This window comes from Paraburkholderia sp. IMGN_8, assembly GCF_038050405.1.
In the GTDB taxonomy this organism is placed as follows: domain Bacteria; phylum Pseudomonadota; class Gammaproteobacteria; order Burkholderiales; family Burkholderiaceae; genus Paraburkholderia.
The window spans coordinates 2,849,684-2,873,577 of record NZ_CP150900.1; the positions used below are offsets into that span (position 1 = coordinate 2,849,684).

Genomic DNA, 23,894 nt, shown 5'->3' on the forward strand with positions numbered 1-23,894 from the left:
CCCAGGCTACCTTACGGAGAGATTCATGAAGCACAGCACGTCCGCACGTTCGCGCCGCTCGCCGGCCTTCATGCGCCTCGCCCGTTTGCCGTCGGACGTCACCGTGCCGCGTGCTTCGCCGGGGGTTTCGCTGGGAGCGTCATTACGTGCCGCATCGTTACGTGTGTTAGTGATAGGTGCATTCGCAGCGGGCGCGACGGCCATGCCCGGGTTCGCGCAGAACGACGACACGCCGCCCGCGCTCGATACCGCCAACGCGGTCAAAGCACCGGCCACGCCTTCGGCACAGGTCGGCAAACTCACGCTGAACCAACAGGTCAAGTGGCTGCGCGCCGCGCAACAAAGCGGCGCGATGGAAAAGCTCGACGACGCGCAACTGGTCGCGCTATTCAAGTCGCTCGATCCGCTTGCGTTGCCGCGCTACATCAAGGAAGGACCGAACGGCTATCCGTCTTACGAGTTCACGATGTCGCGTATGGAACGCGTTCACGGCCAGTGGCCCGACAAGGCCGATCACATGCTGGTGCGCATCGCGCACGACCCACTGCGGATCTACGCGAAGTGGCTGCCCGACGGGGCGCACGCCGGCCAGGAAATCATCTATGACGAGTCCAAACGCACCGACGAAATGTATGGCCACCTCGGCGGCATACTGAACGTGATGCCGCTGTGGACGTCGACCGCCGGCACACTGGCGCGTGCGCAATCGAACCATCAGGTGCGCGACCTCGGCACCGAGTTCATTGCCAGTCAGTACCTCGCCGAAGGCAGGAAATACATCGAGGCCGGCCTGCCGCGCTCCAACCAGGTGGACGTGAAAACGATCGACGGCGTACGCGCGGTTGCCTTCACCTTCGAATCGCCCACCGGCCAGCCGCAGTTCTACGCGCAGAAGGAAACGCTCGGGCTCGATCTGCGGCACCCGTATTTCCGCACGGTCGAGTCTTACGATAACGACGGCAGGCTCTTCGAGAAAATCGTCTTCGAAACCATCACGCCGAAGACGTTCGACGACATTGCCTTCGATCCGAAGAACAAGGGGTACAGTTTCTAGCGCGCGAGGCGCGGTGCAAGCACGAAGGCCACGTGCGCAACGCGTCCCGCGCCCTGCTCGTGACTGTGCTCGACCATGCGTCCGGTGCGGGTTGCAAGCTGCTCGAGCACGAAGTAATCGGATGCGCGCGTGAGACCGATCAGCGATGCCTGGGTTCGTGACAGGCGCGGCGCAAGCGTCGTGTACCAGAGCAAGCCGATATCGTCGCCCGTTTCGAATGCCGGCAGGTTCAATTGTGCGACGTAGTCCGCGAACGAACGGCCGGACGCGAGTGTGGAATCGACCACCGCCAACGTATTGCGGCGAGCGGCCGCATGCGCGAGCCACGGCCACGCGCCGCCCGCCGCGGTCGAAAACCATGCGCCTGTCATCATGAAAGTGCGTCGGTCCATTGCTTCGTTACGCCATCGCGTCGCGCGTGTCAGGTATACCCGCGCCGGTCGCGCCACGCCGCCGGCCAGATGCCCTGCTTGCCCGGCGCAAGAATGCCGTTCGGGTCGAGCGCGTCCTTGATCGTTTCCGAGAGCCGCAGTAATGCGCCGTCGTTGAAACTGTACTGCGCCGCGGCGAAATCCATATACGCGAGATGCGCGCGATATTCGCCGTAACCGGCCGCGCGCGCATCGCTCATCAGCGAGCGCACTAACTCGCCGGCCTGCTCGACCTGATTCGCGTCGTCACGGTCGAAGATCGCCGCGAAGATGTGATGCAAATAACGCACGCCCGCCGTAAAGCCGCCGTAGTAATCGAAGCCGTATTCCGCGGCGCGCGCCTTCACCATCGTGTATTGACGCAGCGCGTCGCGCCCGGTCGCCGGACAGACCGGCGCGAAGTCCACATGCGCGCCCGCGCCGCCGCGCCAGTCGAGCATGCGGAACGCGCTCATCGCGGGGATGCCGGCCTGGTTGCGGTCGCCGCCCGCGGCGGGTTGCGCATCGCCTGCATAGCGTACGGCCGAGAGTCTTGCCTGCGGGACGCGGGCGAACGCGCGCTGCACGATCGCATAGCGCGCGTCGATCAATTCCGGCGTGCCGTACAGTGCGAAATGCAGATTCCAGCGGCCAACGTTCAGCTTGTCGAGCATCGCCGCCACCGCGCTCTCGGGCATCGCGCCTGTGCCGTCGTACCACTGCGCACGCGCCGACAAACCCGCGGCGCGGCGCAGACCGCCTTCGATCACCGCGTTGTTGCGGATCGTTTCATCGAGCCGCAGCGGCCGCAAGATTTCCACGATCGCTTCGAGATCCTGCTCGTGACGAAACTGGATTTCACCGAGCAGATACGCGGGTGGCGCAGGCATCAGCCAGACGCCCAGCTTGGTGACGATGCCGTAGTTCGACTGCATGAACATCGCGTCGAACGACGGCCCGTAGCCCGGCTGATACAACTGCCACGCCGTGCCGATTTCGATGCCGCCCATCCCCGTGCGCAGCACGTCGCCATTGGCGAGCACTACTTCCATACCGCATTGGGACGCCGCGTGATCGCCATACGCGGTATAGCCGAAGCCGCGCTCGAGCGTATTGCCGACCACGCTGCCCCAACCCGCCGCGGGTGGATCGACCCATAGCTTGTAGCCTTTGTCGCGCAGATGCGCATACAGATCGAAGTAACTGACGCCCGGCTCGACGAGCGCATAGGCGAGCGTCTCGTTCACTTCGATGATCCGGTTCATCCGTTGCAAATCCAGCACCACCGAGCCCGGCAGACGGGGCGCCGCGCCGCCGTACGCAAAGTTGCGGCCGGTCGAGACCGTCCACAACGGAATGCGATATTGATTGGCAATGCGCAGTACCGCGCGAATCTCGTCGACCGATGCGGGCAGCACCGCGGCGGACGCAGAGAACGCTTCGCGCTCGCCGGGCGCAAACGGATCGAGATACGCCGCGAGCCCGGCTGCCGAGCTCACCACCTGCGCCTCGCCGACGATCGAGCGCCAGCTGGCGAGCGCGCGATCGAACTGAGCGGCTGAAACTTCCGGCGGCAAGCTGCGTGTCAAAGCGTCTCCTTTGCGGCGCGATGTGCGAGCCGCGGCAAGCTAACGATGCATCCCACCGCCGCCGTGCGACATGCCGCCCGCTCCCTGCATCGGCACGGTACTGCCATGTCCGCCGCCGTGCCAGTCGCCGTGGCCGCCATGCCAATCGCCGTGGCCGCCGCGCCAGTCGCCGTGGCCGCCATGCCAATCGCCGTGGCCGCCGCGCCAGTCGCCGTGGCCATCCATACGCACATGATCCATATGATGATGGTGATGAAAGCGGTCGACAAAGACGAACGACACGCCGCCTCCGAACACTACCGGCGGCCCCCAATACCATGGGTCGTAGTAATAGGCCGGCGCCGGGTACGATGCCAGCGCGGTGCCGTCGCCGCCTTCGACGATCTGCCAGGTGCCGTCCGGCTGCAGGCACGCGCGGCCGGTAATCTGCTGCATGACGCCGTCGATTTCCGCCTGCCCTGCGACGATGCGGCATGGCGGCGTGTCGTTCAACGGGGCATTCGCATCGTACTGCGCCGCACAACCGGTGCTCAGACACAGGCAACATATGCCGGAGCATAGCCCCGTGCCGAATTGATGGAAAGTAAGCATGATTTCGCTGCCTCGACGCGCCGGCGTTGCGACTCGCCAGGGGGCGTGTCGACACCGTGAAGACCCTGTCGGTTTGCCTCGCTCGAGACCGCGCCGTGCGCGCGTACCTGCGCGTATCTGCGCATACTTATACGCCGCCGCGACGGCACGGTCCTGCAACGAGTAAACGAAGCGCCGCGCGACGCTATTCCGCCGGCGGCCCGCGAGCGCGAGGGCTTTTCTGTTACCGAGTGTTGCAACGCGAGCAAGCAGGCCGGCGCTCACCGCAAACTGCTTACTGCGCTCACGGCGTTACTGCCACGATTCCGGCTTACCGCCGAGGGCGCTACACACTTCGATGGCGATCGAGCGCAGCTTGCCTTCGGCGATCGGCCCGGACAACGCGTAGCCCATGCGGTCGCTAACCCAGTAGAAGGTGCTCCGGTTGCCGTCGCGGAACAGGCGGAACGCGGTTTCGTCGCGCGAAATACCGGTGATGTACAGCGTGAGGCGCGCGCCGTGCTGGTTCTCGTACATGAATTGCGCAGCCGGTCCCGCTTCGCCCGGCAGCAGACGTCCCCCCACCAGCGAATAGCCATATTCCTGCAATGACGGCACCGACAACGGCCGGTTCAGCCGTTTGGACAGCCAATTGATCAGATGCTCTTCCTCGCTCGCCGCGACTTCGACCGGATGACGCCGCTCAGGCGTATAAACCGCATAGGCGATGTCCGCGCGTTGGGCGAAGCTGGCCGGAGCGGCGCCGAAACCACTCCACCCGCCCAACCCGCTCCACGCACCGCCCGTCAGACGCGGCGCGAGCGGCCCCAACGCCAGCGCGAGACCGGCGCCGGCCACGAGCCAGCACGCCGCGAGGCCGGCACGCCGCCACCACGGCGTGGACTGCCGCACTACGATGAAAGCGGGCTCCTCGCGCGCCGCCGCACCGCACAGCGCCTGCAACGCCGTCTTCTGCGCGCGCCACGCGGCCACCTGTGCGGCGGCCTGCGGATGCTGCTCCAGCTGCGCCTCGATCGCGGCGCGCTGCGTGTGCGGCAACTCGCCGTCGACAAACGCCGACAGCGCTCGCAAATCGAGCCCCTCGGGCAAGCCGGAATCGTAGTCGTCGTTGTTCATCACGGATTTCTCACTACTTTCAGCGGCGGGTTTTTACGCGCCGGACCTTCGGTAAGCAGCACGCGCATGTGTTCACGCGCACGCGACAGCCGCGACATCACCGTACCGATCGGCACCCCGAGCGCGCTCGACGCCTCCTGGTACGTCAACTCCTCCACGCAGACGAGCAGCAGCACTTCCCGTTGCTCGACCGGCAGACAATACAGCGCGCGTTGCAGGTCGCGCAGCACCAGACCGTCGACTTCGCCGTGCGGCGCTTCGAGATTGCGCCACGGCGCGCTCTCGTCGTCGACGGCGATCTCGCGGCGTCCGCGCAACTGATCGATGTACAGATGCCGCAGGATCGTCAGCAGCCACGCGCGCAGGTTGCTGTTCGGCCGGAACGCCGTCCAGCGCGCAAGCGCACGCTCCGCCGTATCCTGTACCAGATCGTCGGCCCAAGCGCGGTCGCCCGTCAGCGCGCGCGCATAGCGGCGCAACTGCGGGAGCCACGAAATCACTTCCGCTTCGAAGTTCACCCGGCGCGCTTAATGCTCAGTAACCGCCGCCGCCACCGCCACTACCGCCACTGCCGCTGGGGCTCGACGCGCTGCTATCGGTCGCCGACGTGCAGCCGCTCGTCGCGAGCGAGCCCAACGCCAGTGCGAACAGCACGAAGACGGTGGAAAGAATGCGGGTTGCTTTCATGGTGTATCTCCTGACTACGTTTCGGCCGGCGCAGCCGGCGGCTGGCGCGTCCGGGCCGGGACCTGGTCGGCCGCGTGCGATATGCAGCGCTGCCATGCTGACTTAACGCAAGCGGACGCCGGTTTATTCCGCGCGTTTCGGCGCGAGGCGCCATCTTTTTCCGCCATCCGCAGCGGCGACGCGCCACCGCCGCCACGAAAACCGCCATTCATCCGCAGATTCGTAACTCAACGTTACAGTCAATAGTTATCAGATGCTTATGTGCGCGCAAGCCGTTATAGTGGACGCAGTTCGCCCGCCGACGCGTTCCGCCCCCACACAGGGTAGAATCGCGGCGAACAACCGTTTTTCTAACCTGAATTGTCCATGGCTTCCGCAGAATCGCATCCGCAAAACGACTTCATGAACGCAGCGCGCAAAGAACGAAAGCGCGTGGAGATCTACCTTGTCAACGGCATTCGCCTGACGGGGTGCATCGAGTCGTTCGATCAGTATCTGGTGATGCTGCGCACGCCTGTCGGCCTGCAAGGCATCTACAAGCGCGCGATCTCGACGATCCAGCTCGACACCGGCACGCGTCCGGCGCCGCGCGCCGGACGGCCTTCGCACGGCGAGCACACCACGCGCGGCCCGCACGGCTCGCGTGAACCGCGCGATCATCGTGAGACCCGCGAACCGCGTGAACCGCGCGAGTCGTATGGCGCGCAGCCGTCCTCGGACCGCCCGGCATCGTCCGAGCGCAGCAGCACGTCGGACGGACCGGTGGTCGTGACGCGTCGCCGGCGCCTGTTCGGCACGGGTGGCGGCGAAGGCGGCAATCATGGTGGTGGTAACGGTGGCAATGGTGGCAATGGTGGCGCCACCGGCGGTAACGAATAAGCTGCTCACGCAGCGGCAGGCTACTCCGACGGAAAGCCGAGCCGCTGCAGAATCTTCTCCAGCCGCATGATCTGCAGCTGCGTCAGTTCGAATCTGCATTTGACCGCCAGCACGCGGCGCCGCCAGTAGCCGGCGTCCAGCATGCGCAGCGCCGGTTGCCGTGTTGCCCAATCCAGATGTTCCAATTCCGCTTCCACTACGTGTGATGCGTTGAAGCGCTGCGTCTGTACAGGGGTCTTGGATTCCATATTGTTGCGCTGCCTTGTTTTTTTGCGCTACCCCGTTCTGGAGATGCCGCTGGGCGGCACGCGGTTTTGATTGGCCTCGCCTTTTGCTTTTCTTTTTTTGTTTGGCGACACACTCGAAGACGAGGTAGAGCGACGGGGTTTTAAGGTTGCTTTAACTACGTTCTTTAATTGCGTTCTTTAACTGCGTTGGCCGGGTGTTTTCTTTTGAAGGAAATGCTTACCGGTGTTGGGGAAATGTTCTGCTGGCCGTTCGGCCGGTTTGGCTTTGCGCTATGCTGGACTAACGACACTTTCTCTACACTTTCGAAGTGGAGCACGTCATGTCTAAGCCGAAGCCGCATACAACCGATGTCAAAGTTAAGGTCAAAGAAGTGAGGCCGCCCGCTCAGTCAGCGGAGAGTCGCCTCGATGAGGCTCTTGATGAAAGTTTTCCTGCTAGTGATCCGATTGCTGTTGATCTTACTGATCCGCATCATTCGCCAGATGCGCACTCGCCGAAGAGCGGGAAGAAGCGGCATTAGAGCGATGGTTTTTTGCCGTTGCGGCGCCGTTTGACTGCGCTTTTTCGGCGTTGGCCTTTCCTTGATTTCTTATTGGTTTATTGGCGTTGCCCCTGTGCGGGGCGGCACCTACTTTTCTTTGTCCACCAAGTGGACTTCCTTCGGGGCGCCGGCCGCAAAGAAAAGTAGGCCAAAGAAAGCGGCTCAAACCGCTAATTTTTAAGCGGTCCCCCGCGCAGTCACGGTAGTGGAGCATCTGGAATCCGTGCCCTCGCGCACTCCGCGCTTGTGACAAAGCAGTCATTCTTCCGGCGGCGCTGCGCGCGCCGTGGCGGTACTTCTAAAACCGATGGGTAGCCGGTTTCTTCCCGCTTCGCATTGCGTGCGACGCTGGCGCGTGTCTGTCTGGGAAAGCGTGGGTATTGCCGATGGCTGCCCGGGCGTTGAGATCGGGTCTGTTTGGAAAGCAGTGGGGTTTTCTGCGCTGCGGGGATCGGCGGATCAGGCTGCTGGCGAGGGCGTCACCTTTGTTGCGGGCCGGGCGGTTCTCCGCCCTCGCCCCCTTCCTGCCAGGTTGCACGCTTCAGTGCGACGGCAAGCCTGTTTCCAGTTGACGCTGCAACTCGCGTACCTGGCGCTGTGCTGCGCGCAACTGGTCTTGCGCTGCGGCCTTCTGCTGCGCCAGCGTCGTTGCCTCGGCGCGGGTTTGCTGCTGCTGGCTCGCGACAATGTTCTGCTGTTGACGCGCAACATCCAGGTCAGCCTGCAGGCGGTTCGCGCGATCCTGCGACAACGCAATCATCCGTTCCGTGAACGCTTTTTGCGCTTCCAGCTGCGTGCGGCGAATCTCGACGCCAGATAGCTGCAACGTCTGGCGCACAAAATCCTTGTAGATCATGTCGGCACGCGTCGCATCCTGCGTCTTGATCACGCGCCAGAAATTCTTTTGCTGGAACAGCGCGACGTAGTACGTCATCTCCTTGCCATAAAACAGCAAGCTCGCGCCGTAGCTGCCGTTGTACGTCGTGCGCAATTCGCTCAGATCCGACCCGTGGATCATCTGCTGCAATTCCGCCACATTCCCCGCGGCAGATTGCTTCGCTTCGTCCGGCGTCAGCACACCCGTCTGCGCCTGTGAAGTAGCCGGCAACGCCGTCGTCGCGCCCGGCAGGGAAAGAACACCAGCGCTCGTGCCGCTATCCGGCAGAGCCTGCGCATTCACGCCCTGCACGGCCCCCAACGCGATGAATGCCACCAGGGCAATCTGTCGTAGTTTCGACTTTCGGTCCATGTAATTCCTGCTTGAACAGTTTTTGTTTTAGTACAACCGTCTCATTATTACTCACTTTCGCGTGTTTCGGGCTCTTCATCGAAAATTTGGTACTTGCGCATCTTCTCCCACAACACCTTGCGGCTGATGCCGAGATAGAGCGCCGTATCCTGCCGGCGCCAACCGTTTGCGTCGAGCGCGGCGAGCACGCGGTTGCGCTCGGCCATGTCCCATTTGCTACGGTCCACCAGCACCTCCGCGGCGCTCTCGGCCGGCACCGGCTGGCTGGTGCGCGCAAGCGCCAGCAGCCGTTGCAAACGCGCCGCATCCCACGCGCCGATCTGGCGCACGGTCACGCCGATGCGCTCGGCGAGATTGCGCAGCTCACGCACATTGCCAGGAAAATAGGTGTCGGCAACCGCGTCGGCAAGCCAGTACGGCAGATCCGGCAAAGCGGCGAGCCGCCCCGCGCCGACGATCTGCGCGATGAACGCCTTGAAGATCGCAATCTTGTCGACCGCGCCCCGCTCTTCCAGCGACGGGATCTTCAACTCGATCACCGCAAGCCGGTAGTAAAGATCTGCGCGGAAGGTACCGTTCTTGACCAGTTGCGGAAGATGCTTGTTGGTCGCCGCCACCAGCCGGAAGTCGAGCTTCACCGGCGTGGCCGAGCCGATTCGCGTGACCGCGCTGTCTTCCAGCACGCGCAGTAGCTTGACCTGCTGGTAAAGCGGCAGATCGCCGATTTCGTCGAGGAACAGCGTGCCGCCGTCAGCCTGCTCGAAGTAGCCTTTATGCGCGACCACCGCGCCGGTGAACGAGCCTTTCGAGTGGCCGAAGAACAGCGATTCGAACAGGCCGTCCGGAATCGCACCGCAGTTCACCGCGACGAACGGCCCCTGCCCGTAGCGGCTGTGTTTTTCGTGCAGCAGTTGCGCGATGCGCTCCTTGCCGACGCCGGTTTCGCCGTGCACCAGCACGCTCGTGTCGCAGTCGGCGAAGGTGTCGACTTCGTGCAGCAATGCCTGCATGCACTCCGAGTTGGCGATCATCGCGTCCGACTCGTGCGTCTTGGCGCCATGCGCGCGCAATTGCAGCACCAGCTTCATGACCATCCCGCGCAACTCGGCGCAGGTGAAGTCGAGCGGCAGGATGTGCGAATACTCGGACGGATACATCGCCGGATCGTGGTCGCGCGGCGCGGCGCCGACCCACACCACCGGGATGCCGTGTGCGGCCTGCCAGTCGCGCAGGATCAGCGCGCCGCTGTCGATCACCGACACGCTGATGATGGCCAGCGACGGCCGGAGGGCGGTCCGTTCAGGCGAGATCGCGATATCGTCCGCGCGGATCACTTCGACGTCGAAGCTCGCCATGCAACGCGCAACCCGGTCGACGATGTCGGCCTTGCCTTCCCAGACGTAGATATCGAGTTCCTCGATTTTGGTGGTGGTTCTCATCTTGGTTACGCTAGTTGACCAGTTGCGAGACGCCGCATGTCAGCGACATATTGTGGACGGTGGCAGTGCCGACTTGCACGCCCAATAGCGAGAGCGTCGGGACGACGATGGTGTCGAGCAGGCCGAAGACGGGTTGGAGTAGCGGCGTCAAGGTGCTCCCCACGAGTGAAAGAATCGGTGAGGTGAGCGAAGACAGATCGAAGGAATTATTGAAGACCGAAACGTCCAGGGCACCGGGCAATGCCGCAAGCAGTTGCGTGGTCAAGACGGCTCCGTCGCTACCGATCGCGTTGGAATTGGCGCTCAATGTTGAGTCGAAGCTACCCGACGAGCCGTTGAAAACCAGCGGTGTGATCGTGCCGGGCCCGGGCCACATCGGCCCGATGCGATGCAAGATGACATTCGCTAAGTTAACGCCTGCCACCGAGATGGACGCTAGATTGACGGTCCCACTGCACGATGCATTTCCGGCAAGACAGATCGATGCAATGCTCGGCGAAACCTGAATCGTGGCGTTGGTGGCAGCCTTGATGCTTTCACAATCGACTGAACTCAGCGTCGCGGTCCCCGGCGCGAGCGCCAACGTCACCACCAGCGGCGAACTGAGCACCGAGATCGCAGCGACGCCCAGATTCAGCGGCGGCAGCGGGTTCTGCAAATTGATAGTCGCATTCGCTACCGCCGTGCGCGCCATCGTGCGGGCAGTGGTGACGCCATTAACCGTCGTCGTGCCGCCCTCGCCCACCGCCAGCGCGGGCGGATTGACGATCTGCAACGAAATGCTGGCCACACCGGCGAGGCCTGCCGTCACGTTAATTGCCGGTGCATTACCCACCGTTCCGTCCGGACTGCGCTGCGCGATCTGCGCGGCGACCAGCAACGCATCGAAAGCGTTGATGGTCGCGGTTGTCGCGGCATTGGGATTAGCGAGCCCAAGCGCGAGTAACCCGGGAGCGGAGGCACCGCCGTCACCCACGGTAATGTTCTGACCACCAGGAATCGCGACGGCCAGCGTCTGCAGAATCGCCGCATCAACGGTATCGCCGCCGGCCTGTAACGCCTTGACCATCGCCACCATCAGGTTCTGATAGCTCACCGTGGTAGCGAGCAGGCCTTGCATCGTCGATGCGCCCAGCGCCACCATCAGATCTCCCAGTTTGATATGCGCCGTCGCCAGACTCTGCACGTCGCCCACGCTGAGCGACACGCTGGTATTCAGTAAGCCACCGAGGATCGCGTTCAGCAGCGCCGATTGCTGCGTATTGATCGTCGCGATACCGGTACCGAGCGAGAACGCGTCGATGTTGGACGCGAGCGCGGTGGCCGTTGCGGTCACGGTGCGCGACGGTCCGACGAAGAAATAAGGCACGACCTGGCTCGTCGTCACCTGCACCGCATTGAGCGGGTTGCCACTCGTACCGAAGTAGGTATTGGAGCTCGTGTCCCAGCGTCCGCAGGTCGTGTTGAGCGTCGTGGTGGTGCCGTCGGCCGAGAAACCGTTCGCGGTCGCATTCTGCTGCGCGGCCGCGGTCGCCGTCGCGCAACCGCCCGAACTGCTGATGACCTGCACGCCTGCCATCGCCGCCAGATCCGCCGTGCGCTGCAACTGCCGCCGCGCGAAATACACATTGCCCACATCCAGCGCGCCTAACGCCGCAATCGCAATGCTCAGCCAGATCGCCGCCAGCACCGCGACCGCGCCATGCTGACGGCGCGCGGCGAGCATCGCCGCGCTGCCGCGCCGCCCGGAAAGCGGGCGCCGACAGCGAGCGGCCATGGCAACGAATGATTGACGTCTGTGCATGTCAGTACGCACCACCGCCGCCGGCGCCGAGCCCACCCGACATGCCGCCGCCAGCGCCATTGCCGCCGCTGCCGCTCCCGTTATTCAGCGCCGAGCCATACAGATCAGGAATCTTGCTCTTGAACGATTCCATATAGCGCCGGTAAGCCAGCCCTGCTTCGGCGCCGAGCATCGGCAGCGCGGGCGCGGCCTGGGCGTTGCTGCTTTGCAGCTCGAGCCACGCACGCGTCGAGTGACCCACCTCGCTTGCCCGCACCGGCGGCTGAGCGGGCTGAGCCGGCTCGCCAGTCTGCGCGAAGGCCCCAGTGGCCATGCCCATCATCACGCCGACGCCCAGCATCGAGACTATCCAGCCCCGCTTCGTTGATCTGTTTTTCATATCCGTTCCCCTGATTACGCCACCGGTCACTGCGCAAAGCGTTGCAGCACGCGCGGGGCCGGTTCAACGCCCTGCGCGCTCGCGACCGTGCCCACGCCCGCGGTTGCCTGCCCGACCTGTTGTTGCGGTTGCGCTTGCAGACTGCGTGCTTGCGCACGCCCCGCGGCGGCCACCTTCGCCGCATCGCTGCGAATCGCGGCGCGCACATCCGGTGTGAGTTTCTGCCGATTCATCACCGCCAGCGCCTGCGCCCGGTCGCCGTTGGCGAGCAGATAGAGCGCAACGTTGCTGACGATCTTCGGATTGTTTTGATCGAGCTCCGCGGCCTTCATCAACGGCACCCGCGCGCCGTTCACGTCGCCGTTGCGCAACCGCGCATAGCCGAGATCCGACAAAGTCACCGCATCGGTCGGCGCGAGTTGCGCGGCCTGTTGAAGTTCCTGCGCGGCGCCCGCGAAATCGCCCGCCGCGCCGGCGATCAAACCGAGCCCGCGGTAACCGCGCGCGGCCAATGGCGTCTTCAGCAGTTGGCCGTACGCGGTCGCGGCGGCGGCCGGCTGATCGGTCATGCGCAGCGCGTCGGCACGCAGCAGATTCGTATCGGGGCTCACGCCATACTGCTTTTCGTAGGCGTCGATATGCGCGAGCGACGCGAAATACAGCCCTTCCGACTGCATCTTGTCGATCAGTCCGAGGTACATGCCGGGCGTGTCCGGCGCGGGATCGCGATTGGCCTGCTGAGCCAGCGCCGCGCGCTCGGCCTGCGGGCCGACGCCGTAGCCCACGAGGTCTTTCGACGCGCACGCGCCGAGCAGAGCCAACGCGGCCAGCGCCGCGGCGCAGCGCGCGGCGTCATAGGCGGTACGCGCCAGCGAATCGAACGATAGAGAGTGAGCCATTACAAGAATCCTTAGTGGTGCATCGAGCGCAGCGCATGCGAAACAGCCAGCACGCCCGGGCCGGCCGTGACGATCATCAGTGCGGGCAACAGCGTAAAGATCATCACGCCGGTCATCTTCACCGTGAGACGGCCGATGCGTTCGCGCAGCATCGCCCGGCGCGTTTCGCGCAGGCGGTCGCCGAACTGCTTGAGCGGTTCCTGCACGGCGCCGCCGTGCCGGTCGACCTGCACCAGAAGGCGCACCACCGCGCGTAAATCCTCGTCGTCGTAACTCGACGCCAGACGGTTCAGCGATTGCTCGCGGGTGCGGCCCGCGGCGAACTGGCGCTGTGCGATTTCCAGCTCGCTCGACAGCACCGGCAACACGCTGCGGAAATCGCTGACCATCACCTGCAAACTCTGATCGAGCGACAAGCCGACGCCTTGCAGCAGGCGCAGCAGATCGACCAGCAACGGCAATTCGTCGACCACGCCGCGGCGGCGCTTAGCGGCGCGGCGCCTGAGGACGATCTTCGGCACCATGAAGCCCACCGCAATCGCGATGATCACCAGCATCACGTAGTGAGGACCATCCACATATTCGCGCGTCAGGGTCCCTGCCAGCACCGGCAGCACCAGCGCGCCCAATATCCGCGCCACCAGAAACAACCCGCGCGTGCGCGTGTCCACGAAGCCGCACTGCTCCAGCAGCCGACGGTCTTCTTCAGCGACGATCTGGCGCCCGAGCGGCGTGTCGAGCCAGCGAATCCCCGTGTGCGCGAAGCGCTCGAGCAGGCCTTTGAAACCCTTGGGCCGCGGGTTGTGCGCGACCGCTTTCGTCACACCCGGAGCGCCATCAGCACCACGTGCAGCCGCGGCGGCCAGCGCCGCACTTTGCAGCGCGCGTTCGTCAAGGGCATGCCTGAGCGTGCGTTCGCTGCGCCGCACCGCGGCAATGCGCGCCAACACCAACCCGGCGATCAGCAGCAGCGCGAGCGCAACCAATGCGAGCGCGAGTGCGACGAGTTGAGGGGCTTGCATCGTCATTCCCTCAGGTTCGTGAGGCGGTACAGCAGATAGGCGCCAAGCGCCTGCAAACCGAACGCCAGATACACGAGTTGCCGCCCCGCCGGATCGAACCACATCGTCGCGAAATACTTAGGATTCGAAAGAATCAGGAAACCGCCGATGCCGATCGGCAGCATCGCGAGCACCCATGACGACAGCCGCGTTTCCGCCGACATCGCCACGAGTTCGCGCTCGGCCTGTTCGAGGTCGCGCATGAACGACGACATCCGGTCGAGCATCACGTCGGCACGGCCGCCGTATTTGACCGACAGGCGCAGCACGGCGCCGACCAGTTCGAGTTCGCGCGCCCCATAGATCACCGAGACCTGATACAGCGCGCGATCGATTTCGACGCCTGTGCGCAGCATCCGCGAGACACGGTCGAGACATTCGCGCAGCGGTGCCTCGGTGGTTTGCAACGCCGCCTGGAACGCGGCCGGCACGCTGTTGCCGAGCGTAATCAAACGCACGATGCCGTCGAGAAACAGTGGTAACTGCCGCACGATCAGCTGACGGCGTTTGTTGATGCGCACCGTCAGCAGAAAATAGAGGAACATGGCGCACGCAGTCAGCGTCGCACCGGCGGCGAGCACGCCGCCTACGCTCGCGGCCCAGCCGCACAGCAGCAGCACGATTGCACAGGCGATCGTCGCGGGCTCCTTGGCGTTGACGATGCCCGCGCGAGCCATCGCGTGTTGCAGCATGAAGCGCGCGCGAGATGCCTGGTAGCGCCAGTGCGTGAGCCAGCCTGCATCGGCCGGCGGCGCTTGTGGCGCGATCGCGGCAGGCGTGGCAGCCGCGCGCGCCGGCGCCACGCGTGGCCCGCCGGCACCGCTCGCGATGCCGCCCGCCCCGGCGGTCCCCGGCATCGCCGACGCCATGCGGCTATCGATAAAACGCTCTGCGCTCACCTGGTCTTTACGATGCGCGCTACGTTGCCATAGCAGCAACGCACTCGCTGCGCACAGCAGCGCGAGCGCCGCGCAGACCAGTACCACGCTAGACATTGAAGCCTCCACCGAAGCCGCCACCGCTGCCGCCGCCAAATCCGCCACCGCCGAAACCCGCGTTGCCGAACGCATTGCCCTGCTCGCCGCCGCCGAGCGCCTGGCGGAAGCGCACCAGTTTCGGCGAGTGCGGATGAATGCCGAGCGACACCCAGTTGTCGAGTTCGTCACCCTCCGCGGTCACGACCGGCTCGTAGCGGTACAACTCCTGGGTCGCAATGATGTTGTCCGACAGCCCCGTTACTTCTGTGATCGACAGAATCCGCCGGCGCCCATTCGAGAGCCGCCCGATCTGCACGATGAAGTCGATCGCATTGGCGATCTGGCGGCGCAGGCTCGACTCGGTGCCCTGAAAGCCCGCGAAACCCGCGAGCATTTCGAGCCGGTACAGACACTCGCGTGGAGAGCTGGCGTGCACGGTGCCCATCGAGCCGTCGTGGCCGGTGTTCATCGCCTGCAGCATTTCGAGCACCTCGCCGCCGCGCACTTCGCCGACGATGATGCGATCCGGCCGCATCCGCAACGAGTTACGCAACAGGTCGCGAATCGTCACGACACCGGCGCCGTCGAAGCCGCCCGGGCGGCTTTCGAGCCGCACTACGTGCGGGTGGTTCAGCGACAGTTCGGCCGTGTCCTCGATCGTCACGACCCGCTCCGGCTCAGGGATATGAAACGCCAGCGCGTTCAGCAGCGAGGTCTTGCCCGAACTCGTGCCGCCCGACACCAGCACGTTGCAGCGCGCGGCAACCGCCGCTTCGAGCAGCGCGCCGATTTCCGGACTATAGGTGCCGTTGCCGAGCAGATCGTCGGGACGCAGCGGGTCTTTGCGGAATTTGCGGATCGACACGATCGGGCCGTCGATCGATAGCGGTTCGATCACCACGTTCACGCGCCCGCCGTTCGGCAGACGCGCATCGACCATCGGATTCGATTCGTCCAGGCGCCGCCCGATCGGCGCGAGAATCCGCCGCACGATGCGCAGCAGATGCGCGTTGTCGGCGAAGCGCACCTGAATCTTGGTCAGGATGCCGTGACGCGACACGTACACGTCGTTGTAGCCGTTGATCAGAATGTCTTCGACGGCCGGATCGCTGAGTAGATCTTCGATCGGGCCGAAACCCGCCAGCTCTTTGGTCAATGCCTCGGCGATCAGGCGCACTTCGCTTTCGTTGATCGGAATCCGGCGCAGCCGCACAAAGCTGTCCATCTCCAGATCGACGAACTGATTGATCGCGTTTCGCGACCAGCGGCCGAACTCGGAGCCAAGTTCCTCGATACGCGTGAGCAGATGTTCGTGCGCCGCGTTCTTGATGTCCTGGAACTGCTGGCTATGCGCGAACGAAGGCGCGTCGTCGGCAAATTCGATCTCTTTTGCCATCGTCTATGACCGCTTGTGAGTGGTTGGAATGAAGCGCTTGAGCGCGCCGAGCGTGGACTTGCCGCGTGCTTGCGCCGGCTTGCAGGCGCCGCCGCCGAGCCGTTCGATCAATGGCTCGAGCGCGCGCACGTAGGGATCGCGCGTCGCGGCGTCGGCCAGCAGATGTCCCTGGTTGACGGCCTGGCCGAGCGCGACGCGCCGCTCCGGCAGCGTCGTCAGCAGTTGAATGTCCAGACGCTGTGCGATCTGCGCGGCAGCGAGACCGAGGTCGGCGTCGAACTTGTTGACGATCAAGCGCACATTGCCGGTATCCACGCCCTCTTCGCGCAACGCGTCGAGCACGCCGACCGCCGACACGATCGAGGCCACGCCCTGATCGCACAGCAGCCAGGTTTCGTCGGCAGCCTGCACGACGTGGGCGATGAATTCGCTGTTGGTGAAACCGCCGAGATCGACGATCTGCTGATCGAAGAACGCGCGCAGCCGGTTCAGCAAACCGATCGACGACGAATACGAGACCTCGCGCATGTCGGCGAGATTGGGCGGCAGCGTGGTGAGCGCGAGGCCGCTGGTGTGGTGCGACAGCGCGGTATGCACGAAGGTCTGATCGAAGCGGCGCAGATTGCGCACGGCTTCGACGAAGTTGAATTCACTGCGCGTGTTCAGCAGGAGCGAGCCGTCTCCGGCCGGCAAGCCAAGATCGAGCAATGCCGCTTTCCGCCCTTGCGCGACGTCGCGCCGTTGCAGCATCACGGACAGATTCGCCGCCAGCGTGCTCACGCCCATGCCGACGCGCGCACCCAGCAGCGCGGTGACGTGGCCATGGCGGCTGACCGGTTCGACCAGGTTGTCGAGCACCTGACGCGTAATGCGCAAGGCGTCTTCGGCGGGCGCCGATAGATCGATGAAATCGCGCACGCCGGCGCGCAACGCGGCCAGCGCACTTTCAGGCTCGGCCAGCGAGCCGATCGCGACGATCTGCATGCTCGGGTAGGCGGCGCGGACCGCGCTCGATGCCGCACTCGCCGCCGCACCACGGCCGCCGGAAAAGTCGACGAACACCAGCGACGGGTTCAGCGTCGCGATGCGCTGTGTGAGCATCGAAGGATCGAGCGTGGCCGCATCGACCGTACCGGCGCCTACCAGGGTATCGGCGAGCCAATGCACATGTTCTTCGGCTAGCGACGCGAACACGAAGCAATCGGTAACAGCCCGTTCAGTCAATGAATGCGTTCTCGCGTTCATGTTGGACGTCCTTTTGCGGCATCGGCTGTGAAGCCCCCGCGTCGTACTGCTTGCCGGTGCGCGCACGCGGTTCGCACGCTCTCCGGCTCACTCCACTCATCTGGCGCGTCGCCCCGACGCCCGCCGGCTTCACTTCGAAAACCCCGGTGCCGCATCGCGCGCCGCCACGCCACCGAGCAGCGAGCGCCACACCGGCCCGTTACGCTGTTCGGACTGCTCGCCCGGCGTCGACGGCAAGGTCGCGCCCTTCGCGAGCGGCGACACCAGATGCGGCGTCACGATGATCACCAGCTCCTTCTCGTTTTGCTGGTAGTTCAGTTGCTTGAAGAACGTGCCGATGATCGGCAGATCGCCGAGCAACGGCACCTTCGCGACATTCGATGCGGTCTCGCGGTCGATCAGGCCGCCGATCACGAAACTCTCGCCGTCGCCGAGTTCGACGGTGGTGTCCGCACGCCGCGTGGTGAACGCGGGCACCGACACACCGCTGATCGTCACGGCATTGGCGAAATCCAGTTGGCTCGCTTCCGGCGCCACTTTCAACGCAATGCGCTGCGGGCTCAACACGGTCGGCGTCAGCGTGAGGCCAACACCGTAAGGCTTGAATTCGATCGAGGTCGAACCGAGCGCTTGCGGGACCGGAATCGGCACCTCGCCACCAGCGAGGAAGCTCGCGCTCTGGCCGGATAACGCCACCAGCGTCGGTTCGGCCAGCACGCGCGCAAGGTTGTTGCTCTCCAACAGGCTCAGGTTCGCGAACAGCCCATGTGTGGCGGAGCTGAAAATCAGGTTGAATGCCGACGAAATCGGCGTCGTGCCCGATAATTGCGGCGCCTGACCCGTCGTCGTCGACACCGAGCTCAGCGCCGACGGCGCAAACGAGCCAAACGTAAACCCGTTGTTCTGCTTAAGGAAGTTGAAGCCGACCTCCTTGAGCACCGAGCGGCTGAACTCGACCACCCGCACGTCGACCTGCACCACCGCGCGGCTGGCCACCGTCGAGGTGTCGAACACCGAGCCGTCCTTGCCGAGCGAGCCTTCCGCCGCGACCACGGCGCGCTGATGCGACTCCATCGTCGCCGTCGAGCCGGACACCACCGCCGTGCCGCCGAGCACCTTGACGCTCGGCGTGTCGGCGCCAAGCAGCGACGCCGCGGCCGCGGTGGTCACGTTGACGGTGTAGCTGAGCGGCACATCGCGATCGCGCTCCCACAGCATCAGATTGGTGGTGCCCGCCGCCTTGCCGACCAGCAGCACGCCGCCGCGCTTCTCGCCCTTGATGATCAGCACGTCGGCCACAGACGGATCACCGATCGCGACACGCTGCAACGTATGGCCGGTCGCCAGCGGTTGCTGGGCACCCACCGTCAGTACGATGGTCTGCGAAGGCATCGCTTGTGCCGCCTGGGCCGCCTGGGCCGCTTGAAGCGACTGCCCCTGCTGCGTCCGCTGTGATGAACCGGCCGCGTCAGTTCCTGCCGATACGCCCAGCAAAGCCATCCCAAGCCACACCGCCTTCCCGAATACAAGAATCCGTTTTGTCATGTAGTTATGGACCGCGTCCGGCCGCCCGCTCCCTGAAACCGCTTATCGGGCGACCGTTTCGGCGCGCCCACCCCGTATCACTTCGATACTGCTCTTTGTACTGTTCGTATTGCCTGCTACGCGCGTAGGCTGCATGTGCGGCAACGGCGGCAGCCGCACGCCAGCACTCGCCGGATTGCCGCTGCCCGACAGGGCGCCGAGCGCCACGCCAGCCGCGGCGCGGGTCGAATCCTGAAGCGGGTCGGCCGAACCGTTGTGGGCGACCGTCTTCAACACGCCCGGGTAGACCGGCAAGACGCTCTGATCAGCTACTTCGGGATCCTTCGGATTGCGCAGCGCGAAGATCAGGCGGCCCGCGCTTTCGGCCAGCGTCAGCCGGTCGACATCGGCGACCGGCACCGCCAGCACCGCAGTGCGCACCATGCCGTTCGGATCGCCCGCGCTGTCGCCGCCGGCAGTCGCGTTGCCGAATGCGAGCACGCGCACTTTCGACATCAACAGACGCGCCTGGGTCCGATCGATTTCCGCACCGCCGCCGGCGACGCTGCCGTCACGCTTGAGCGTGAAGAATACGTCGACGAAATTGCCTGGCCGCAACCGGTTGCCGACCGCGTTGCCTTCGTCGACTCGCACGGCCAGCGCGCGCTCGCCCGGCTCGACGCGCTCGGCGAGCCCCGACGAGAGTTGCGCTTCCAGCACCGGCGACTCGGCGCCAATCTCCGCGTTCGGCACACGGCCGACGAGCTGCGAAGGATCGGTGAACGCGCCGTTCGGATTGATCGGCAGCGGCTGCACGCGCAGCGCATCCGCAGTGATCGCCTTGCCTGCCGGCAACGTGTGAATTGCGACCACGACCGGGAAGCTCGCATGCATCGCGGGTGTGACAGCCACCGGCGCCGGGCGGCGTGACAGCGTCCACGCGAACAGGCCCAGCAGTAGCGCGACGGCGATCAGCACACCGGCAAGAATTTTGGTCAGGTTCGGCATGATGACTTACTGCGTCGGTTGAACGATGCCGTGCCGTACGAGCGTTCGTGCGCGCATCGATGGACGGAAAAGCTGGGGGCCGGCGCGTGCGTCACTGAATGTTCTCCGGGTTGAGTTGTACGGTGGCGCTGCTCGACAGGGTGTCCGGAATCGTGTAGCTCATAAGCGGCAATGTCGGCACCAGTGGATTGGTTTTGTAGTCGTAGGTCAGCGCGACGTTCACGCACTTCATCGCGTTGCCCGGGCCGCAGTTGGTGGAGGAAGACGCACACTGCGTGGTCTGCACCAGTGACGCGACCATCGCTTTCGCCGCGGTGCAGGCGGCCTGGGCACGATTGTCGAGCGCGGTTTGCAGCGAGGTGTTGCTCTGCCAGTTCAGCGCGGCGCGCGCGCCTTCTTCAGCTGCAAGCGTCAGATTCTGCTGCGCCACCATGACCAGACTGAAGGTGATGATTGCGTACAGAATCGTGAAGAACAGCGGGAACACCAGCACGAATTCAACGGCCGTGGCGCCACGCTGCGTGCGCAATCGGCGCGCATAGGCGCGCTTGAGCGGCGAGCGTGCGGGTTTCGTCGTTAGCGGCTTCATCGCAGCCCTCCGGCCAACCCTTGCAGCACAAGCCACGCGCTTGCCGCTACCGTGAGGCATGCGGCGTACGGCGTGGAAGCCTTGCCGGCAAGTTCGAAAGTCGGGCCGCCATGACGACCGAGGCCCGCGAGCCGCGTGCGGGTCGTGATCAACAGCCAGAGCGCGTGCACGCCGGCGGCGAGACTAGCAGCCATCCACAGGCCGAGCAGCGCGTGCATACCGCACCATGCGCCCAGTACCGCGAATACCTTGACGTCGGCCGCGCCCATTGCGCCGAGTGCGAAGAACGGCAACAACGCTGCGAGGCCGATCAGCGCACCGCATGCCGCCTGCCCCAACGACATGCCGAACGGTCCGCATTGAACCAGCGCACAGCCGAATGCCGCCGCCAGACCGGCAACGACAACTGAATTAGGAATACGCCTGCGGCGGCAGTCGCATATAGCGACTACCGCGGCCCAGGCAATAAATAACAAAATACCGACGGAAACATTCATCTCGCACTCGACAGGCGAAGCAACGCCATGTGAGTTGCAATGCAATTCACATTAATTGTTCTGGCAATGCTTTGAAAGCCACGAAGCGAGCGGACGCAAGAACGCCGGCCGCTCCGTGGCGTTTTCAGAATGCTTGTTACTAGCTTGCTGCTGGCGTCTTTATCAAACCTGCCAGGTCGCTCAGTACGTTATTGAGGTTGGTACCGATGGAACCAACCGACGTAGCGATGACAAGCACAACTAACCCCGCAATCAGACCATACTCGATGGCCGTAACGCCTTTGTTATCTCTCAGAAAGCGTTTTGTGAAATTTTTCATTGTGACCCTCGGACTTCATCTATTTCGTTTGTATTCGTGCTGCATCAGATGACCGGTGCCCTCAGCGTCGCGAACCAGTGGTCTCTCACTTCCTGGTCCTGCTTGTTGCGCTGCAGTAGCCCCTCGCCTCGCAGCCGGTTCAATTAAACGGATATCTCGTGGCTGTCTGTTCGATTGCGCACCTCCCTCGTCAATCCGTGATGCTTCCGGGTTTTATAGCCGAACAATCTTATTTAAGCAATTGTCCGCTGCACCGAACTTCATGCCATATGCGTTTTGTGTGCGCACTCAGGTTAACGGTAGACAGTGCGCTGCAGCACATAGGACTAACCATAGGTTAGATTCGCTGCACTAATTATCTGTTTGAACAGATATTTGCTTGAACAGATATTTGTTTGAACCGAACGTTTCAAGCGCATTTCGTCCCTTCGCCTGTCTTGCGTTACGCCGTTCACCGTAACGGCGCCTGCGGCTCGTTACGTGACGCGACCCCTCGCATATGCTCCGGGCATCGATTTTGCAGCGGGTATCTGGTTTAGCAAAAACTCCATCTACTACCCGCAAAGCCATACTGCATTTGGCTTGACGCCTTGTCGCAGGCAAATCTCGTGGATTGATCCGCAGAAATGGCACGCCTCGTGCAGAGGTAGTCACGCAGCAATATCCAACAACAGATGCGATGCGAGGGCAGCATGACCATTCAAACGAGCAACAACACGATACGCGTATCCCTGATCGCGGCCAGCGTAGCCGCGATGCTTTCTCTTGGTGCTTGCGGAGGCTCCGGAAGCCTGAGTTCCGGCACCGGCAGCAACGGTAGCGGTAGCAGCGCCGGCGGTGCGCTCTCCACCACCGCCAGCGGCAGCGGTTCGATGGGCTCGGGCGGCTCCGGTACCACTACCGGCAGCACCGATTCGGGCAGCGGCTCAGGCACCGGAACAGGAACGGGAACGGGAACGGGAACCGGCTCGACTGCGGTCGCGAATGCGCTTGGCACGGTCGTGGGCAACAACGGCGGCGTGGTCAGCGATGCAGGGTCGACGGTCTCGGGCATCGGCACCGTGATCGGCTCGCAAACTCTCCCGGGCGTCAGCACGCAAACTACCCAATCCGCGGGCGGCATCGTGCAGGAAGTCGGCGCGGCAGTCTCGACGCTCGGCAACGGCGTGTCGCAAGGCCTCGGCCAACTCGGCACCGGCGGCAATGCGGTCGGCACCACGGTCTCGAGCGTGGGCGGCGTGGTCGGTCATGTCGGCGGCGCAGTGACGGATGCCGGCAGCCTCGTGACGAGTCTCGGCAGCGGCCCGCTCGCGCCGCTCGCAGCGATCACCACGCCGCTTGGCGGCGTCGTCAGCACGATCGGCGGCGCGCTCACCAACGGCGGCAGCACGCTCACCACCGCGCTCTCGACGGGCCCGGTCCAGCAAGTCACACAAACCCTCAGCACCGCCATCACACCAATTACGTCGATGGTGGCGGCGACCACGCAGACGGTCGGCAACGTTACAGGCATCGGCGCGCCGGTCAACAACCTGCTCACGACGGTCGGCGGCGGACTCGGCAAGGCCGGCGCCCTGTTGAGCGCTACGGGCGGCAACCCGGTCACGGCCGGGCTCGGCCATACCGTCTCCGATACGGGCACGATCGTTTCATCGGTCGGCGGTCTGCTGACCGGCGGCACCAGCGGCAACCCGCTCGCCCCGCTCACATCCGCACTGGGCGGCTTGACCAGCGGCACCAGCAGCGGCCCGCTCGCGCCGGTCACCAGCGCGCTCGGCGGTCTGAGCGGCGGTACGTCCAGCAGCGGCCCGTTGGCGCCTGTCACCGGCCTGCTCTCGACGGTGACGAGCAGTCTGAGCGGCGCAACCGGCGGCGGCAGCAGCCCGCTCGCTCCCGTCACCGGCCTCGTTTCGACCGTCACCGGCACGCTCGGCGGCGTGACCGGCGCCACCGGCGGCGCATCGGGCGGCAGCGGTAGCCCGTTGGCGCCTGTCACCGGCCTGCTCTCGAGCGTGACGAGCGGTCTGAGCAGCGCAACCGGCGGCAGCAGCAGCCCGCTTGCCCCGGTCACCGGCCTCGTTTCGACCGTCACCGGCACGCTCGGCAGCGCGACCACCACGGCGGCTGCAACACCGACGGCCGTCACCACCACGACCACCGCCTCGACCAGTTCGGGCGCCGGTGTGTCGCTGTCGGCCAGCGCCGGCAAAGGCTCGACGAGCAACCTGTTGGCACCGGTGACGTCGCTTGTCGGCGGACTGCTCGGCGGCCTCGGGAAGAAGTAAGCGAAACCATCGAAGCGATTGTAGCCAGCACCACCCGGAGTGCGGCCCGCCAGCCGCGCCCGGCTCTGCCTGACCTGAGCCGCGCCGCTCAGTCACCCGATGCACCG

At 64.5% G+C, this 23,894-nt stretch carries 25 protein-coding genes; 4 read left to right on the top strand and 21 right to left on the bottom strand.

The annotated features are described in order from the left end of the window. The first annotated feature begins 25 nt into the window (after positions 1-25). On the top strand, positions 26-1,054 hold the full coding sequence (locus WN982_RS13175) for a DUF1571 domain-containing protein (protein WP_341312428.1): 1,029 nt from the start codon (positions 26-28) through the stop codon (positions 1,052-1,054). On the opposite strand, the gene WN982_RS13180 is transcribed toward WN982_RS13175, so the two are convergent. From WN982_RS13180 to WN982_RS13205, 6 genes are all read right to left on the bottom strand, one after another. After that, positions 1,051-1,446, bottom strand: coding sequence for a hypothetical protein (locus tag WN982_RS13180; RefSeq protein ID WP_341312429.1), 396 nt, complete (start codon positions 1,444-1,446; stop codon positions 1,051-1,053). The two genes, WN982_RS13175 and WN982_RS13180, sit on opposite strands and share 4 nt — an antisense overlap. A 29-nt stretch (positions 1,447-1,475) precedes the next feature. Continuing rightward, complete coding sequence (locus tag WN982_RS13185) at positions 1,476-3,053, bottom strand: FAD-binding oxidoreductase (protein ID WP_341312430.1); 1,578 nt, start codon at positions 3,051-3,053, stop codon at positions 1,476-1,478. A gap of 39 nt (positions 3,054-3,092) precedes the next feature. Beyond that, positions 3,093-3,644 carry a hypothetical protein gene (locus WN982_RS13190; RefSeq protein WP_341312431.1) on the bottom strand — a complete coding sequence of 184 codons (552 nt, stop codon included), beginning with the start codon at positions 3,642-3,644 and terminating at the stop codon, positions 3,093-3,095. A gap of 291 nt (positions 3,645-3,935) precedes the next feature. Further along, complete coding sequence (locus tag WN982_RS13195; protein ID WP_341312432.1) at positions 3,936-4,760, bottom strand: anti-sigma factor; 825 nt, start codon at positions 4,758-4,760, stop codon at positions 3,936-3,938. Next, positions 4,760-5,278, bottom strand: coding sequence for a sigma-70 family RNA polymerase sigma factor (locus WN982_RS13200; RefSeq protein ID WP_341312433.1), 519 nt, complete (start codon positions 5,276-5,278; stop codon positions 4,760-4,762). Before WN982_RS13200 ends, WN982_RS13195 begins: the two co-directional genes overlap by 1 nt. A 16-nt stretch (positions 5,279-5,294) precedes the next feature. Next, positions 5,295-5,447, bottom strand: coding sequence for a hypothetical protein (locus tag WN982_RS13205; protein WP_341312434.1), 153 nt, complete (start codon positions 5,445-5,447; stop codon positions 5,295-5,297). A 366-nt stretch (positions 5,448-5,813) separates the two neighbouring features. Here WN982_RS13205 and hfq point away from each other — a divergent pair, with 366 nt between their 5' ends. Then, positions 5,814-6,326 (top strand): RNA chaperone Hfq, encoded by a 513-nt coding sequence (hfq, locus tag WN982_RS13210; protein ID WP_341312435.1) that lies wholly within the window; start codon positions 5,814-5,816, stop codon positions 6,324-6,326. Between the two features lie 20 nt (positions 6,327-6,346). Here the strand turns inward: hfq and WN982_RS13215 are convergent, their stop codons facing one another. Further along, positions 6,347-6,574, bottom strand: a complete 228-nt coding sequence (locus WN982_RS13215) for a hypothetical protein (RefSeq protein ID WP_341312436.1) — start codon at positions 6,572-6,574, stop codon at positions 6,347-6,349. Positions 6,575-6,894: 320 nt separating this feature from the next. Here WN982_RS13215 and WN982_RS13220 point away from each other — a divergent pair, with 320 nt between their 5' ends. Next, positions 6,895-7,095, top strand: coding sequence for a hypothetical protein (locus WN982_RS13220; RefSeq protein WP_341312437.1), 201 nt, complete (start codon positions 6,895-6,897; stop codon positions 7,093-7,095). A 562-nt stretch (positions 7,096-7,657) separates the two neighbouring features. Here WN982_RS13220 and WN982_RS13225 read toward each other — a convergent pair. The 14 genes from WN982_RS13225 to WN982_RS13290 all read right to left on the bottom strand — a co-directional run bounded on the left by WN982_RS13225 (position 7,658) and on the right by WN982_RS13290 (position 21,502). Further along, positions 7,658-8,365 (bottom strand): DUF2968 domain-containing protein, encoded by a 708-nt coding sequence (locus WN982_RS13225; protein ID WP_341312438.1) that lies wholly within the window; start codon positions 8,363-8,365, stop codon positions 7,658-7,660. A 47-nt stretch (positions 8,366-8,412) separates the two neighbouring features. Then, positions 8,413-9,804 (bottom strand): sigma-54 dependent transcriptional regulator, encoded by a 1,392-nt coding sequence (locus WN982_RS13230; protein ID WP_341312439.1) that lies wholly within the window; start codon positions 9,802-9,804, stop codon positions 8,413-8,415. A 10-nt stretch (positions 9,805-9,814) separates the two neighbouring features. Next, positions 9,815-11,608 carry a TadG family pilus assembly protein gene (locus tag WN982_RS13235; RefSeq protein ID WP_341312440.1) on the bottom strand — a complete coding sequence of 598 codons (1,794 nt, stop codon included), beginning with the start codon at positions 11,606-11,608 and terminating at the stop codon, positions 9,815-9,817. Between the two features lies 1 nt (position 11,609). Further along, positions 11,610-11,987, bottom strand: a complete 378-nt coding sequence (locus tag WN982_RS13240; RefSeq protein ID WP_341312441.1) for a DUF3613 domain-containing protein — start codon at positions 11,985-11,987, stop codon at positions 11,610-11,612. A gap of 26 nt (positions 11,988-12,013) precedes the next feature. Then, the gene (locus tag WN982_RS13245) at positions 12,014-12,886 is read right to left on the bottom strand and encodes a tetratricopeptide repeat protein (protein WP_341312442.1); all 873 of its coding nucleotides are present in this window, start codon (positions 12,884-12,886) and stop codon (positions 12,014-12,016) included. Between the two features lie 11 nt (positions 12,887-12,897). Then, positions 12,898-13,908, bottom strand: a complete 1,011-nt coding sequence (locus tag WN982_RS13250; protein WP_341312443.1) for a type II secretion system F family protein — start codon at positions 13,906-13,908, stop codon at positions 12,898-12,900. Between the two features lie 2 nt (positions 13,909-13,910). Next, entirely contained in the window at positions 13,911-14,942 is a 1,032-nt protein-coding gene (locus tag WN982_RS13255) for a type II secretion system F family protein (RefSeq protein ID WP_341312444.1), read from the bottom strand. Then, entirely contained in the window at positions 14,935-16,320 is a 1,386-nt protein-coding gene (locus WN982_RS13260) for a CpaF family protein (protein WP_341312445.1), read from the bottom strand. The genes WN982_RS13255 and WN982_RS13260 overlap by 8 nt, the downstream gene beginning before the upstream one ends. A 3-nt stretch (positions 16,321-16,323) precedes the next feature. Then, positions 16,324-17,565, bottom strand: a complete 1,242-nt coding sequence (locus WN982_RS13265; protein ID WP_341312446.1) for a fimbrial protein — start codon at positions 17,563-17,565, stop codon at positions 16,324-16,326. Between the two features lie 129 nt (positions 17,566-17,694). Beyond that, positions 17,695-18,957 carry a type II and III secretion system protein family protein gene (locus tag WN982_RS13270; RefSeq protein WP_341315788.1) on the bottom strand — a complete coding sequence of 421 codons (1,263 nt, stop codon included), beginning with the start codon at positions 18,955-18,957 and terminating at the stop codon, positions 17,695-17,697. Positions 18,958-19,152: 195 nt separating this feature from the next. Then, a complete protein-coding gene (cpaB, locus tag WN982_RS13275) occupies positions 19,153-20,097 on the bottom strand; it encodes a Flp pilus assembly protein CpaB (protein WP_341312447.1) in 945 nt (314 codons plus the stop codon). A gap of 91 nt (positions 20,098-20,188) precedes the next feature. Further along, complete coding sequence (locus WN982_RS13280) at positions 20,189-20,686, bottom strand: TadE/TadG family type IV pilus assembly protein (protein WP_341312448.1); 498 nt, start codon at positions 20,684-20,686, stop codon at positions 20,189-20,191. Then, complete coding sequence (locus WN982_RS13285) at positions 20,683-21,183, bottom strand: prepilin peptidase (protein ID WP_341312449.1); 501 nt, start codon at positions 21,181-21,183, stop codon at positions 20,683-20,685. Before WN982_RS13285 ends, WN982_RS13280 begins: the two co-directional genes overlap by 4 nt. A 139-nt stretch (positions 21,184-21,322) precedes the next feature. After that, a complete protein-coding gene (locus WN982_RS13290) occupies positions 21,323-21,502 on the bottom strand; it encodes a Flp family type IVb pilin (RefSeq protein WP_341312450.1) in 180 nt (59 codons plus the stop codon). 692 nt (positions 21,503-22,194) lie between these two features. Between WN982_RS13290 and WN982_RS13295 the strand changes: the two genes are divergently transcribed. Beyond that, on the top strand, positions 22,195-23,787 hold the full coding sequence (locus tag WN982_RS13295; protein ID WP_341312451.1) for a collagen-like triple helix repeat-containing protein: 1,593 nt from the start codon (positions 22,195-22,197) through the stop codon (positions 23,785-23,787). The last annotated feature ends 107 nt before the right edge of the window (positions 23,788-23,894 follow it).